Raw genomic sequence first — 15168 nt, 5'->3', positions numbered from 1 at the left:
AAAGATTTTTGTTTTTAAATGAGATATATCAATGAATAAACATTATATTTACTGATATACTAGCAAACTTTCGATCTTTATTGTAGATAATTAGTTATTTGAAAAAATCTAATTACTAAATAATTGCTTATGATTTTCATAATTAGCTAAATCTGTTTTAAGATTATTATTCTTTGCAGTAACAAGATGACTAATTTTATGATTTTTCTGAAAATAAGAACATGTAAATTAGTTAATAATCCAAGTGAAAAATAAAATATCACAGTGCCTTTATCTTGAATATATTTAAGTTTTACTTATGAATGAAGCGTCAGGTAAAATATAACTATAAAACAAAAAATTGTATTTAACTAATGCTAGATACAATATTAGAAATGTAAATAAATAGCGACCTTATTTAAGTTTTATCACTACTAATTTGCATTCTATAGACAATTACTTAATAACATGATTACATTAAGGAGTGGGATAGAACTAACTAGTTAGATAAAGCTTTCAATAGCAATATATTTTTATTAAAGAAATTTTTTTTAAATAATTCAATATTATTAAATTTTTATCTATTTAATTCCATAAAATTTTTTGTTTCCAAGATACGATATCGATAGGACAGTTTTATCTCTAATTATTTTGAATTAATTAATATCTCAAATAGTTGTAAGTTTTATGGATAAAGATACTAAATTCTCTATTCTTGTAATAGGGTTACCCTTGCTTGGATTGTTATATTGTGGTTGTATTGTTTTATTATTAATGAATAGTCCTTTTGCTCGCCAAAATTCTTTGATAACAGGTCTTGGCGTGATGATAGTTCCTCTTGGGATCGCTGCTACTACTTGGATTAAGGCTTCTGCTAAGGCTTATTCACAGAATAATAAGTAAATTTTAAAATAATAGTTGTTGATTCAACAAAAAGGAATTTCGCTACCTATAACTTGAGAAATATGGGATAGTTTATGCTTTTCTAATTGAAGAGTTAACCCATTTGCTATCTCTGGTATACACCAAGGACCTTGATATATCCAACCTGTATATAATTGCAATAATGTCGCTCCTGCAGATATTTTATTCCAGGCATCTTCTGTATTAAAAATTCCTCCTACTCCTATAATAGGCAATGTGCCTTTAGATTCCTTGTAAATAAATCTAATTATTTCTGTTGATCTCTCACTAATTGGCTTTCCACTAATACCTCCAAGTTCTTTTTCAACATAGTTTCCCGTTGAGTTTAAAGTGATAGTATTCAAATTTTCGCGTTTAATAGTTGTATTAGTAGCCACAATTCCTGATAAATTATGAGTTTTAGATAATTCAATAATCGCTTTGATAGATTCCCAAGTTAAATCAGGAGAAATCTTGATAAATAAAGGTTTATTAAATTTATTCTCTAGTTGTAACCTGTATAAAATATTTTCTAAATATTCTTTTTCTTGTAATATCCTAAGACCAGGTGTATTAGGAGAGCTCACATTAATAGTGAAATAATCTACACAAGACTCAAGGCGATGAAAACTACTTAAATAATCATCAACGGCTAAATCTAGAGGAGTAACTTTTGATTTACATAAATTAATACCTACTGGAACTTTAAAAGTTTGTGCTCGACTTTCTATTGTCAATCTTTCAGCTATAGATGCAGCTCCATCGTTATTTGCACCTAACCTATTTAAAATTGCCTTATCTGAAGGTAAACGAAATAATCTTGGTTTTGGATTACCATCTTGAGCATGAAAGGTAACAGCTCCAACTTCAATAAAGCCAAAACCAAAACTATTCCATATGCTTGTTGCTAAACCATTTTTATCAAATCCAGCAGCTAATCCTATAGGAATATTAAAGTCAAGTCCCCATAAATTTTGCTTAAGACGTATGTCATCGTACTGAAAAGAATTGCTTATGTTTGATAATAAATAATTTCCGAAAGAAGTATGACGTTTTTGGTTTAATAAGCTTAAGCTTTCTAGAAAGAATTGATGAGCTTTTTCCGGATAATTTATAATTAAGCGTAAGAAAAAAGGGTAAAAAGATCGAATTATTTTAAACATGAATTTCAATTTTTGTCGGTCATTTATAGAATATAATCAGTTTTCTCATTCTTATTATTTAAATGAACATCAAACTTTATTTGAATCTGAGAATTTATTGTATAGAAATATAAAAAGGTAATTTTTTAAACTTTTAAATTAGAATCTAGTGTACAAAAAAGTTCCTAGATTTTATTTTTCAATCACAATTTTTACCAACTTAAGTTATTTGTAAGACGGATAAAAAGTGGGATTAGAAGATCTCAGTTTTCCAATCCCACTTCCAGATACAATACTTTGTTATTAATTTAGAGCTAGTTTAAGCATAGAACTAACAACTTCCATACTTTCTTTATACAAAGCATCTGTACCCCATCTTTGAAGCTGCCTTTGAATTAAGTTGTCAGTTTTCTGATCTGCTAGAGATGTTACTTGTTCAATACGACAAGCTTGAGCACCACCAGATGCCTCCATTCTCATACATCCAGTAGTCCCAGAACATAATACTGTACAGCAATCTGCTTTTGGGTTTGTAGAACTTAATTTCAGACTAATTAAATCGCCTAATACATCACCCCAATCTGCCAAAGGTATTCCAGATAATTCAGCCTCTATACTTCTTTGCTCGTTATTAAGAAGCTTAACTCTACAAACATTGTAGTCACCTTCTTCATACTCATAAGAAATAGGTTTCCATTGCAAACGACTAGCAACCCAACCCAAGTACATTAATGCTTGGGCTGAATTTCCTTTTTCATAATCAATAGCAATACGGTCAATTTCTAAAACAGCATTACGGCGTTCCGGAGGATCAAAAGCAGCAGCTGTTAATTCTTGCCATGGACTAAGCCTCACCCAATTTAAATCAGCTAAAGGTAAGTTTTGTTCTAACATTTTCCCTAACTTTGCTAGTTGACTAGCAGAATTACTAAAAGTACTAGAATCTACGACTAAAGTATTACTTTGAGAGGCTAACTTTTTAAAAAGTTCATACTCCGGTTCAGGGATAGCTTTCCACCAAGTACATGTAGGTAGTCCATCAATACTTAAATCTGAAATAACATCACTAACTTTTTCTAAAGCATCAGCACTTCCTTGTAATGTAATATATTCGCAACAAGTTAGAATATGGTTACCTTGCTTGTTGATAGGACAAGAGGCAGAGACTTGTGCCCTAACTTCTTGATCATTACTATCAACAGTAGGACGAATTGTAATTACCCTACAAGGATTAAAATTAGCTAAACCTGTCTCTTCTAAGTCAGGAGAGTAAGACTGAGCAGTAATTTTTTGCAAATCACTAAGCTGTCCTTTAGCTTTAGCTTGTTTAAACTCTGACTGCAACTTAAGAATAAATTCTTCGCTAGATTCACCTGTTACTTTCAAGTTATATGTTTCTTCTGCAGATTTAATCGCAGCAATAGTACGAGGTCCAACTATGCCATCAATAGTGCCTGTATAGAAGCCAAGAACAGCTAATAGATACTGGGTTGGTCCAGGCTCATAAATGATAAAAGTAAATGTATTGGCACGAGTAGCTATAATTCCATCATCGTTATTATAACTTTGCCAAATATTGCTTAGTTCGGCTTCAATGGCATTTATGGAAACATCCTTGGAATCTTGCAAGGAAACGATTGGAAGAGTTTGAGTAGTCATAATTGTTCTGTTATGGGAGGAAGTTATTGGTTAGATAAGAAATCAACTAAGCAGGAAAGAAATCCTGATTTCTATTACAAGCGTCGCCAACGACGACCATCACGATTCATTAACAACTCTGCTTCTGTAGGTTCCCATGTTCCAGCTTCATATTGAGGAACGCTATTAGGCTCAGCCGGACTATCCCATACAGAAAGAACAGGGCTAACAACACGCCATGCCTCTTCAACCTCGTCAGCCCGTGTAAATAAAGTTTGATCTCCTAGCATGGCATCTAATAAGAGGCGATGATATGCATCTGATGTGGTCATACCAAAAGAAGAACCATAGTTAAAATCCATTTCTACTGAACGAGTACGAAGTTCTGAACCTGGCATTTTTGCTTCAAATTTTAAAGCTATACCTTCATTAGGTTGAATACGCATGCTCAAAATATTAGGATTTGTTTGGTAAGCTGCTGACTGAAAAATAAGAAATGGTACATCTTTAAATTGAATAGATATTTCAGTTACCTTTTTAGGTAATCTTTTTCCAGTTCTAAGATAAAAAGGTACTCCTTTCCATCTCCAGTTATCTACCATTAATTTCATTGCTACATAAGTAGGCGTAGAAGAATTTAGAGGAACTCCTGATTCTTCTAAGTATCCTGGAACAGGTTTTCCTTTCATCCAACCTGCTTTATATTGCCCACGAATAGCTGAGTTTTCTAGATTATGAGTATCCGCTAAGTTAGTTGCTTGTAAGACCTTAACTTTTTCATTACGTATACTATCAGCGTTTAAAGCATTAGGAGGTTCCATAGCAGTTAAACAAAAAAGCTGCATAAGATGGTTTTGCAACATATCTCGTAAAGCTCCAGAGGTATCATAGTAACCTGCTCTATCCTCTACCCCGACAGTTTCAGCTACTGTAATTTGAACATGATCTACAAATTGACGATTCCATAAAGGTTCAAAAATTGCATTCGCAAAACGAAAAACTAATAAATTTTGAACAGTTTCTTTTCCTAAATAATGATCAATTCGATAGACTTGCTCTTCTTTACAAACATTTTGAACAAGACGGTTAAGAACTTTCGCTGAACTTAAATCTTTACCAAAAGGCTTTTCAATAACAATTCTATGCTTTAAAGGATCTTCTAGCATTCCAGCTGCGCCTAATTGCTTAATCCCAGGTGGGAAAAAATTAGGAGAGACAGATAGATAAAATACGCGATTACCTCTAGTTCCTCTCTTGCTATCTAATTCCTTCAAGAAAGTTTTCAATTTTTGATAACTTTCTGGTTCATCCATATTACCTGAACAATAATATAGGCCATCAGCGAAATCATCCCACAATTCTTGATTTCCAATACCATCAGAGAATTCTTCAATTCCTTCTAGCATCTTTTCTCTAAAATAATCGTGACTCCAATCTCGACGAGCAACCCCTACTATTGTTAACTCTGGAGGTAATCGCCGTTCCTGTTTCATTTTGTAGAGGGCAGGAACGAGTTTACGTTGAGTTAAATCACCAGAAGCACCAAAGATCACTAGTATTAAGGGTTGTGGGTTTCTCTCTTGGCGTAGTCCAATGCGAAATGGATTTTCTAATAATGTTACCATAAGCTTTACTTTGCCTCCTCAATAGTTTTTAGTCTAACTAAAACTTTTCTGAAGGAAGCGAAGTTATTACACAAAATTAAGCTTTGATAATAATAAACTGTGTAATTCATCAGTGGCTTCTTTCCCATATCAAATTTTAAGTCTTAATATATTCTCTAACTATATGGTTAAATTTTAAAGCCACTATATGGTTAAATTTTAAAGCTACTAACTTTGACCCCTAAGTTTATGTTGATAATATAAACTTAGAGGCCAAAATTAGTAGCTTTAAAATTTAAATAAGATTATTCTTTAAATATTTTATTTAATAAAAATAAAGTTATTCTAGAAACCTGAGTAAGTTTTAATTCTCTATCCAAATAAATGAACAAGAATTGATCAAAATGAAAAATATTATTTTCAATTTAACTCTCGGAAACAATTTTATTTAGTAATTTGTAAAAGAAGAAAAAGTGATTAACAATTTTCTCATTCCAAACATTCTCAATGAAGAAAGTTCATGATTTTCTAAATAATTATAAGTGCCTTTAAGAGTAAAGTTAAGTACTACAAAATTACAGAGTAATATACCAGAACTTTTATTGAGTTTACTTGATTTTAGCTGGCGTTCAAAAAGCTATAATAACTAAAAAATATATTTTTAAGCAGGTACTACTTGAATTTTAATATTAGCAATTACTTCTGGATGAATTTTAATAGTTGCTTCATAAGAACCAATTTGATTAATTTCAGGAAGATCAACACCTCGGCGATCTATCTCTTGATTAGTTATCTTTTGTATGATTTCTACAACTTCTTGACTAGTAACAGTTCCAAAGATTGCTTCCCCTTCTCCAACTTGTTTGCTAATGGTGAAAGATTCGACAGATTCTAAAGAAACTTTTTGTTCTTCTGCTACTTGTTTCGCTAACAAAAGTCTTTGAGATTCTTTCTCTTTACGTTGTTCAACTTGTTTAAGAATACTGCTGGTAGCGATAACAGCTAATTTTTGGGGAAGAAGATAGTTTCTGGCATATCCTGGAGCAACTTCTACCAAATCACCAATTTTTCCTAATTTACTAATAGACTTACTTAAGACCATTGGAACTCGTTTAGACATAATAGCTATCCTCTTTTACACTTACTACACAATATTTTTTATACCAAACCTTAATTTTACAATAGATCATAAATAAGGCAAGTCGATGCTAAGACTTGCCCTATTGTGTACTTTTTTTATTAAAAGTCAAGTTTTGTCATATTACTTTTCAAATATTTAGGTAAATCTTGTGAAGAAATATTTAACGAATCATTTTACGTAATCTTTATCAAAATATTTATTTATTAAAATTTAACGACTTATATGTGTTCCCATCTGGCATAATAGCTCCTTGTAAATTTGCTCCTTTGAGATTAGTACCAGTTAAATCCGCATTTTTTAAATTAGCATTAACTAAAATAGCATTACCTAAATCTGCGTAACTTAGATCTGCTCCTTGTAAATTTGCTTCTGTTAAATCTGTCAAGAAAGGAAACTTGTAAGGATCTTGGTTGAGTTCTGCTCGACAGAGTTTTGCTCCTGATAAATTAGCTCTAAATAGTAAAGCTGAGCTTAATTTGGCATAGGACAAATCAGTGGAACTTAAATTTGCTCTTCCTAAATTGGTTCTTCTATTTGATAAAGGACGTAAATCCACTTCGTACAATACGGCATGTGATAAGTTTGCTTTTGCTAAATTTGCTCCACATAAGCTGGCTTTGCTTAAATAAGCATTTGTAAGATCGGCATTAGTTAACTCGGCCCCACTGAGATCTGTATCTCTCAATATAGCTTTAGATAAGTTGGTATTTTCTAAGTTCGTCCCCCAAATAATGGATTCGCTTAAATCAGCTTGCTTTAATATCGCTCCATTAAAATTACTTTTTCCTAAACGACTTTGCCTTATATCAGCTGATTCAAAGTTAATCTTAGGAAGATTAACTTCTGTTAAATCTACTTCTCTTAAACAAATGCTTTGAAAATTCCTTTCTCCTAAATCATACTTGTTTAATAGTTGATCTATCTTCATTACTTTCTCTTATTCGGTAATTTCATTATTGTAATCTTGACAATATAGTTTAGAAAATAGCTTTTTTAGGTTAATAAATAACTACTTAGTTATATAGGAAAATGAAACTAATTAAGCTATAATGAGGCTCACCAAGTATTTATACAGCCTATTGCTTCTATGGAAAGTATATTAGAAACGACTTACTCTCAATACACTCCTAAGATGAATTTCTTGGAAAAAGGAGAAATCTCTAATTTATCTCCCGCAGTTTTAACAATGATTGCAGATTTCTTTAAAGTCTTATCAGAAGTTAGTCGATTACAAATTATTTGTGCACTCAAAAATGGGGGGAAAAATGTTTCCCAAATTATTGAGATTACAGAACTAGGGCAAGCTAATGTCTCTAAACATTTAAAAGTGTTATCGCAGGCTGGTATCGTTACAAGAACTCAAGAAGGTGTTAATGTATTTTATGCGATCGCAAATCCATTAGTTTTTTCGTTATGTGATTTGGTCTGTAATTCTGTTGCTATACAGTTACAACAGAAAAATCAACAATTAGAATCTATAAAAACGTTTCAAAAAATATTTTAGATAAAAACTGATAAAATAGCTAACATATTAGAGCTAGAATAAGTTATTAATGAGCTGGTATTGTTGATAAGTTTCATAACTTATAATTTAATAAGTCTTTTTTACTGACCATAGCTTACATTAGTTGAAGAATAATCGATACTAGTATTATTTTGAGTGATTTAAATTTTTAAATTTAACAATTATCATAATTTATTATGGTTTTGTGTGGATAAAGTCGCTAAGATCATAACAAACATAAAAAAAAAGCTCCATGATTCCTACTGTTATTGAAACCTCTGGCCGTGGCGAACGCGCATTTGATATTTATTCTCGCCTTTTACGAGAACGTATTGTATTTCTGGGACAAGAAGTTAGAGATGAAAATTCCAATTTAATTGTAGCTCAGCTATTATTTCTCGAAGCAGAAGATCCTGAAAGAGATATTTATTTGTATATTAATTCTCCAGGTGGTTCCGTATCTTCTGGACTAGGGATTTTTGATACAATGAATAAAATTCAACCCGATGTATGTACTGTTTGTACAGGTTTGGCAGCAAGTATGGGAGCGTTCCTCCTTAGTGCAGGAGCTAAAGGTAAAAGAATGAGTTTACCTAACTCCCGTATTATGATTCATCAACCTTTAGGTGGTGCCCAAGGACAAGCTACAGATATTGAGATACAAGCTAAAGAGATCCTTTACCTTAAAAGTCTTTTGAATAATCATCTTGCCGACCATACAGGACAACCCTTAAGCAAAATTGCTGAAGACACAGAACGAGACTTTTTTATGTCTGCAGAAGAGGCTAAAAATTACGGATTAATTGATCAAGTTATTAGTCGTGATTCCTCAACAACTAACTCTCCAACTTCTTAAACTTAAATACTTATTAGATAGGGGTGTTGAATCATCCACCTCTATCTAATAAAAAAACAAGCTAATTCTACTGTATGGGCGTTGGAAGGTTTTCTAAATAATGAAGAAAATCTAAAAGTTCCTTGTCAGAAAGCACTTGGCGGGATCTTTTGCCGTAAGTTTTGATCAAATAATCTCTACCTTGTTCTGTTGTCCATTTTACTCGTTTTAATTCTATATTCGAACGAGCAATAATTTCCGAAAAATCGAGAGATTCATTATCTGCTTTAGAATCAAGAGGAGTATTATTGTCACTGGAAACAAGAGAAAAGTTTTCATCTTGTTCTAATTCATTTATCTTATCGTCAGGCTCTTCAAAACTAGTAAATTCTTGATTATCTTCTTCTACTATATCTAAAGCTTTAGAGTCTAATGAAAGATAGTCTTTATTATCCTGTTTACTTCTTTCTGTATCTGTGTTTAAAGGTGTTATTAGTTTTTCTGAAGAAATTGAAGCAGTATTGCTAAGTCTCGAGTCTAAATTAGTAGAATTCAGCTTAGTAGAAGATCTAGCTTCTACTATACTTTTCAAAGCTCTATTTATAGCACGATCTTCAGCTATTTCTATTATATTATCTGCAGCCAAGCCTGTCCCTAAAACGACACCATTAATTTGTACTAATGCTCTAACAATATATTTTCCATGATCAATAGTTATTAGCTCACTAATTAAACTTCCTTGAGGATAGTAATTACGGAATTGGTCTAACATCATGAGTATCTGTGTATTTCTATTTAATTTGAGTAGCTGATATTCTAGCACCTACATATATAAAAAGATGAAAAAATATATCATTCCCATAGTTTTCTTCTAATATTATTAGTTAGATAATACTTTTAAATCATTTATATTAAAAATAAATCTAGTTAATATTTCTTTAAAAACTGTATGTTTGCTAATTTTTGTTAGATTTTCTTCTCTATACCATTCTAACAACTCTAGACTTAGAGTATCTATGGGGTTTATCATTGAATGGGAGATTGAAAAAAGATAAAATCAATCAATTAATACCTTTTAACCTTTTATTCAGTGCCATCTTAAAGCACCTTTAATGGAAACTCAAGTAATCGTAGAGCTATTCCCTCTGTTTAGTGTAGCAAGTCCAGAAACTATAGAGTGGATAATATCCGTAGCAGATGAAGAACACTATGCTCAAAATGAAGAAATTATCAAGGAGAATGATTGTGGAAAGGCAATTTACTTCATAATTTCTGGATGGGTTAAAGTACGTTCTCGTGATTCTAGCCAAGAACTAACTTTAGAAATCCTCAGCAAAGGTGATTTTTGGGGAGAAATGGAAATACTTGACGAACCTCTTAAATGTATAGATGTCGTCGCTTTGTCTGAAGTTCATTTAATAAGTATTTCAGCTCAGCGCTTCTTACAGATGCTATTTAAGGATCCTCAAGTACATCACAAAATGCTACAACTAAGCGTTAAAAGATATCGCTATTTATATCGCCGTCTTCAACTACGCCAACAAAAGCCAAAAATAAGATTAATTAAGGCTTTAATTAAATTTGCCGAAACCTATGGCAAGTTAACATCAGAAGGATTAGAGATATTACAATTTACTAACCAAGATTTAGCTGATGCTTCTGGCATCTCTCGTGAAGAATGTCAAAACATCATAATACAATTACAAAATCAAGGTTGTATAGAGATAAATACTATCCAACAAACCTTATCATTGACTAATCTCAAGCAATTGAACCATTTTGCTAAACAAATTTAGATAATAGGTCAAATAAAAAATAATAATTTCAAAAAATACCTTAAAATAAATTTTTTAAAATATTTTGGCGAATTACTATCTCTTGTTCTTGATTCAACATAAATTTGAAATATTCTAGTACTTCTTTTTCTTGGTTTATATTTAATTGTTTCTTTTCAAGTAATTGAGATACATCCTGAACAGCAATTAAACGCTTTAAAGGATTAAGTTCACTTAATTGGGATATTAACTCCTTATACTGTATATTTTGCTTTTTTTCTAGTAAATCAAATAACTGCGGAACAAGAATTATTAATATTATAAAAATTCCTAAGTCTTGAAAAATTAGTTCACTTGCCAACCAATAATTTCCAATATTAGGTAATGCAGATAAAGTTATGTAGCTTCCCATTATTCCAAAACAGCCGCTCACAACAGCTAAAGCAAGTTTTCCCTTTGGGCTATTCAAAAATTTATACCAATTTAATACAATATTTTGAAAGCTTTTATTTTGAGCTTTCTGTATAAAGATCATTAAAATGATACCTATTAAGATTGCACAAATTAATTTCCAGTTCCAAGCAAGCATAAAAGTAGTCATTGTGGATATTAATAAATAAACAATCGTACTTTGCCATTGCTTTTTTGTAAGGAAATGTTTAACATCATATTTGAAATGTTTCAAAGATATACTTGAAATTAACCAAATAATGGATTTGAATTGGAATAAAACCTGCATTAATAAAAGATGTTCAATAAACTTATATCAAATTGTACTATATCGTTAATCTAATTAGATTGAATTACTTTTTCTTAGTTTATTGATATTGACATGGCATATGAGATGAAAATAAGATTTTTCTTCTTATTTTTGTCACAATTTAATATTATTTATAAGTTTAATAACTCTGACAAATACTAGATTGCGTAAAATCTTTAAAAAGCTTTCGGTATTATCAGTTGTTCGAAGCCTCATATCAAGTTACTGTATATATTTTAGTATTCTAAGGAGTTTTACATGGCCCAAACAGCTCAAGAAATCTTGAAAATGGTGCAAGATCAAAATATTAAAATTATTGATCTTAAATTTATTGATATGCCTGGAACTTGGCAACATTGTTCTTTTTATCATAATCAAATTAATGAAAATTCCTTCATTGATGGAGTGCCTTTTGACGGTTCTAGTATTAGAGGGTGGAAAACCATTAATGAGTCTGATATGTGTATGGTTCCCGACCCTGAAACAGCTTGGATCGATCCATTCTATAAAGAACCAACACTAAGTCTCACGTGTGGAATCAAGGAACCACGTACTGGAGACTGGTATGACAGAGATCCACGTACGATTGCTCAAAGAGCGGTAGATTACCTAAAAGACACAGGCATTGGAGATACTGCATATTTTGGACCAGAGGCAGAATTCTTCGTCTTTGATGACATACGTTTTGATCAAACTGAAAATAAAGCTTATTACTACATTGATAGTGTAGAAGGGCGTTGGAATACAGGGAAAAAAGAAGAAGGGGGTAATTTAGGTTATAAGCCAAGTTTTAAACAAGCTTATTTTCCTGTTGCTCCAACCGATACTATGCAAGACATGAGAACAGAAATGTTGTTAACCATGGCAAAGTGCGGTGTTCCTGTTGAACAACATCATCATGAAGTTGCGACAGGAGGACAAAACGAATTAGGATTTCGCTTTGCTCCTTTAATTGAAGCAGCAGATCACTTAATGACTTATAAATATGTTATTAAAAATGTAGCTAAGAAATATGGTAAAACAGCAACATTTATGCCTAAACCTTTGTTTAATGATAATGGTTCAGGTATGCATGCTCATCACTCGATATGGAAAGATGGACAACCTTTATTCTGGGGAGATGGTTATGCAAATTTAAGTGAAATTGCATTACACTATATCGGTGGTATTTTAAAACATGCTCCTGCACTTTTAGCCATAACAAATCCTACTACTAACTCTTATAAACGTCTTGTTCCTGGATATGAAGCTCCTGTAAATCTTGCCTATTCTCAAGGAAATCGTTCTGCTTCTATTCGTATTCCCGTATCAGGTCTTGATCCTAAAGCAAAAAGATTAGAATTTCGTTGTCCTGACGCAACATGTAATCCTTATTTGGGATTTTCAGCTATTTTATGTGCAGGAATTGATGGCGTAAAAAATAAAATTGATCCAGGACAGTCTTTAGATGTTGATATATATGACTTACCTCCTGAGCAGATAAATAAAATTCCTTCCACTCCTCCTTCTCTTGAACAAGCGTTAGAAAACTTAGAAAAGGATCATGAATTTTTAACCAGTAGTGGCGTCTTTACAGAAGATTTTATTACCAATTGGATTGAATATAAGTTTGATAATGAGATTCAACCCATGCGTTTACGTCCTCATCCTTATGAGTTCGCTCTTTATTATGATGTATAGTTGGTCCTCAACTTTTATAATGACATTCTTACTTCTTATATTTATAAGTTATAAAAGTTATTAAAAGAAATAGAAGTTACTCAAAGAAAAAGAGGAACAGTTTGTACAAACTGTTCCTCTTTTTCTTTTAATAACTATATCAAGGAATAGACAAATAACCCTTGACTCTAACTTATTAATTTTACTATTTAAAACTTTGTTAACTATCTTATGCAAATTTACACTATCATAATTAATTGTTAATTTTAAAATCAATTCATTATCATTATTTTTCTCTCTGCATTTTTTCTTTTGCTTTACTAGCACTACGTCTTAAGGCTTGTAGTCTTGATTCATACTCTTTTCTTTGACGACGGTTGGGAGTCTGTTCAATAAGTGTCTTGAAAGCACTACCTAAGCTTTTATAAGCATTTTGAAGTGTATAATCAAAACGTGTGGCCAGAACTATCGCTTTTTCATCTGCTTCAATAGATTCTTTAAGCTTACGTCCTCCGTTATTTTTTTGCCATAGCCTATAACCAGAGACACTACATAAACCTATAGCTAGAATTAATAACAAAGCATCTTGGACCCAAAGTTCTCCTACAGCTCCCCCTAAGCCAATAGCCAGAGCTGCCATTTCCCATCCTTCGCGCGGTATAGTATCATTTTGAATACGAGCAACTGCCTGCCAAAATAGTAAATTTCGCTGATCTATAGCTAGACTTTCCCATTTAGCTAAATCAACTTGAATCTCAACTTCATCCCTTCCAAGTTCTTCACATCGAATTAGAGGAGGATTAATTTCTGTACTTCCTTCTATCATGACCCAGTTTTGCAATTCAAGCGGTAGCAGCGTTCTTAACCGCCTTAATTCACTCATTTCTGCTCTAGCAGACGAAGTTACATAAGATGCCATTTTTTTATATGATGTTTGTTGTAATTGTTATTTAATATTCTACTTTAGAAACATAGTAGATGAATTTTATTATCAAAACAATAGAATATTGAAACTTTATGTGAATTTTCAATTGAGGTACTTGACGAAGTAATAGTAATCATTGCATTATTACTATTACAACCAAGTCTATTTCAAATATGTTTATAGATAACGTAACCGAGGGGCTATAACTCAGTTGGTAGAGTGTCACAATGGCATTGTGAAAGTCAGCGGTTCGAATCCGCTTAGCTCCATTTTTTTTAATTAAATTAATCCGTAAAATTATCTTATGTATAAGATAATAATCAGAAAATTTAATTAATTTAGTTTAGACTGTACATAATTTTTTAAAAGTATTGTCAATTTTGATAGATAGTTAGTAAAAAAACATTTATTTTATCAATTATCTATACCATTTTATCAATTATCTATACCAAGCGACATAGTATTCCTTCTGTAGGAAATTTCTCTAAGATATTAAAATTCGATGTCATTAGAACTTTTTTATAAAAATTTTTTCTTGATTTTTTGCGTTTATTGATTAGTTAATGCTATGCTAATTAAGCGTCTTTTAATTCTACAAAATTTATGCCAAAACTAAAAACGCGTAAAGCTGCCGCCAAGCGTTTTCGGGTAACAGGAAGCGGTAAAAAAATTGTTAGGCGTAAAGCCTATAAGAACCATCTGTTAAATCACAAAAGTTCTGAACAAAAACGTCGTCGTTTATCTCAGACTGCTTTAGTCAGTGAGCAAGATGAGCCAAATGTTCGGCTAATGTTACCTTATCTATAAACTAATTGATATTAAATATACAAAACACTAGAAGCTGAATTATGACAAGGGTAAAACGGGGCAATGTTGCCCGTAAGCGTCGGAAAAAGATTCTTAAACTTGCTAAAGGATTTCGAGGAAGTCATTCTCGATTATTCCGTATTGCTAATCAACAGGTAATGAAAGCTTTACGCAATGCTTATAGAGATCGTCGTAAACGCAAGCGAGACTTCCGCAGATTATGGATTACACGAATTAATGCAGCTGCCAGACAAAATGGAATAAGCTATAGCAAGCTAGTCGGGCTTATGAAAAAATCTAGTATTAGCATTAATCGAAAAATGTTAGCTCATTTAGCAATTGTTGACTTTGAAGCGTTTACTGAAGTGGTAGAAGCTGCTAAGGTTGCTAAATAGTTAAGAATTAATTGAGTAAGAAGTTAAGAATATTTTTGAGTAACCTAATATCGGCGAAGCATTATGCAAATAAGCTTCGCCGTAATTATTATTTACTGTGG

General features: G+C 31.8%; 15 protein-coding genes and 1 tRNA gene. 8 read left to right on the top strand and 8 right to left on the bottom strand.

Annotation, left to right across the window (positions count from 1 at the left end; genetic code table 11):
* Positions 1 to 666: 666 nt before the first annotated feature.
* A complete protein-coding gene (locus UCYN_RS05655) occupies positions 667 to 882 on the top strand; it encodes a hypothetical protein (protein WP_012954556.1) in 216 nt (71 codons plus the stop codon).
* Between the two features lie 23 nt (positions 883 to 905).
* Here UCYN_RS05655 and UCYN_RS05650 read toward each other — a convergent pair whose 3' ends face one another.
* The 5 genes from UCYN_RS05650 to hetL form a co-directional block, all read right to left on the bottom strand.
* Positions 906 to 2045: a quinone-dependent dihydroorotate dehydrogenase gene (locus tag UCYN_RS05650; RefSeq protein ID WP_012954555.1), complete on the bottom strand. Its 1140-nt coding sequence runs from the start codon at positions 2043 to 2045 to the stop codon at positions 906 to 908.
* Positions 2046 to 2327: 282 nt separating this feature from the next.
* The gene (opcA, locus tag UCYN_RS05645; RefSeq protein ID WP_012954554.1) at positions 2328 to 3683 is read right to left on the bottom strand and encodes a glucose-6-phosphate dehydrogenase assembly protein OpcA; all 1356 of its coding nucleotides are present in this window, start codon (positions 3681 to 3683) and stop codon (positions 2328 to 2330) included.
* A 74-nt stretch (positions 3684 to 3757) separates the two neighbouring features.
* Entirely contained in the window at positions 3758 to 5287 is a 1530-nt protein-coding gene (gene zwf, locus UCYN_RS05640) for a glucose-6-phosphate dehydrogenase (RefSeq protein ID WP_012954553.1), read from the bottom strand.
* Positions 5288 to 5927: 640 nt separating this feature from the next.
* Positions 5928 to 6386, bottom strand: coding sequence for a 50S ribosomal protein L9 (rplI, locus tag UCYN_RS05635; protein WP_012954552.1), 459 nt, complete (start codon positions 6384 to 6386; stop codon positions 5928 to 5930).
* A 217-nt stretch (positions 6387 to 6603) separates the two neighbouring features.
* Positions 6604 to 7335, bottom strand: coding sequence for a heterocyst differentiation pentapeptide repeat protein HetL (hetL, locus tag UCYN_RS05630; RefSeq protein WP_012954551.1), 732 nt, complete (start codon positions 7333 to 7335; stop codon positions 6604 to 6606).
* A gap of 204 nt (positions 7336 to 7539) precedes the next feature.
* Here hetL and UCYN_RS05625 point away from each other — a divergent pair, with 204 nt between their 5' ends.
* Both UCYN_RS05625 and clpP read left to right on the top strand, forming a co-directional pair.
* The gene (locus UCYN_RS05625) at positions 7540 to 7911 is read left to right on the top strand and encodes an ArsR/SmtB family transcription factor (RefSeq protein WP_201763759.1); all 372 of its coding nucleotides are present in this window, start codon (positions 7540 to 7542) and stop codon (positions 7909 to 7911) included.
* Positions 7912 to 8164: 253 nt separating this feature from the next.
* On the top strand, positions 8165 to 8767 hold the full coding sequence (clpP, locus tag UCYN_RS05620; RefSeq protein WP_012954549.1) for an ATP-dependent Clp endopeptidase proteolytic subunit ClpP: 603 nt from the start codon (positions 8165 to 8167) through the stop codon (positions 8765 to 8767).
* 67 nt (positions 8768 to 8834) lie between these two features.
* Here the strand turns inward: clpP and UCYN_RS05615 are convergent, their stop codons facing one another.
* The gene (locus UCYN_RS05615; RefSeq protein WP_012954548.1) at positions 8835 to 9518 is read right to left on the bottom strand and encodes a slr1353 family protein; all 684 of its coding nucleotides are present in this window, start codon (positions 9516 to 9518) and stop codon (positions 8835 to 8837) included.
* 340 nt (positions 9519 to 9858) lie between these two features.
* On the opposite strand from UCYN_RS05615, the gene UCYN_RS05610 reads away from it, so the two are divergent.
* A complete protein-coding gene (locus tag UCYN_RS05610) occupies positions 9859 to 10542 on the top strand; it encodes a Crp/Fnr family transcriptional regulator (protein ID WP_012954546.1) in 684 nt (227 codons plus the stop codon).
* 40 nt (positions 10543 to 10582) lie between these two features.
* Here UCYN_RS05610 and UCYN_RS05605 read toward each other — a convergent pair whose 3' ends face one another.
* On the bottom strand, positions 10583 to 11122 hold the full coding sequence (locus tag UCYN_RS05605) for a hypothetical protein (protein ID WP_012954545.1): 540 nt from the start codon (positions 11120 to 11122) through the stop codon (positions 10583 to 10585).
* A gap of 417 nt (positions 11123 to 11539) precedes the next feature.
* On the opposite strand from UCYN_RS05605, the gene glnA reads away from it, so the two are divergent.
* On the top strand, positions 11540 to 12961 hold the full coding sequence (glnA, locus tag UCYN_RS05600; RefSeq protein WP_012954544.1) for a type I glutamate--ammonia ligase: 1422 nt from the start codon (positions 11540 to 11542) through the stop codon (positions 12959 to 12961).
* 265 nt (positions 12962 to 13226) lie between these two features.
* On the opposite strand, the gene UCYN_RS05595 is transcribed toward glnA, so the two are convergent.
* A complete protein-coding gene (locus UCYN_RS05595; RefSeq protein WP_012954543.1) occupies positions 13227 to 13859 on the bottom strand; it encodes a DUF3318 domain-containing protein in 633 nt (210 codons plus the stop codon).
* A 202-nt stretch (positions 13860 to 14061) separates the two neighbouring features.
* On the opposite strand from UCYN_RS05595, the gene UCYN_RS05590 reads away from it, so the two are divergent.
* The 3 genes from UCYN_RS05590 to rplT all read left to right on the top strand — a co-directional run bounded on the left by UCYN_RS05590 (position 14062) and on the right by rplT (position 15067).
* Positions 14062 to 14134, top strand: a tRNA-Ala gene (locus UCYN_RS05590).
* A 334-nt stretch (positions 14135 to 14468) separates the two neighbouring features.
* Positions 14469 to 14672, top strand: a complete 204-nt coding sequence (rpmI, locus tag UCYN_RS05585; protein WP_012954542.1) for a 50S ribosomal protein L35 — start codon at positions 14469 to 14471, stop codon at positions 14670 to 14672.
* A gap of 41 nt (positions 14673 to 14713) precedes the next feature.
* Positions 14714 to 15067 carry a 50S ribosomal protein L20 gene (gene rplT, locus UCYN_RS05580; RefSeq protein WP_012954541.1) on the top strand — a complete coding sequence of 118 codons (354 nt, stop codon included), beginning with the start codon at positions 14714 to 14716 and terminating at the stop codon, positions 15065 to 15067.
* Positions 15068 to 15168: the final 101 nt, after the last annotated feature.

It is taken from the genome of Candidatus Atelocyanobacterium thalassa isolate ALOHA, from assembly GCF_000025125.1.
GTDB classification, from domain to species: domain Bacteria; phylum Cyanobacteriota; class Cyanobacteriia; order Cyanobacteriales; family Microcystaceae; genus Atelocyanobacterium; species Atelocyanobacterium thalassae.
This window is presented reverse-complemented; position numbering and strand designations above follow the sequence as displayed.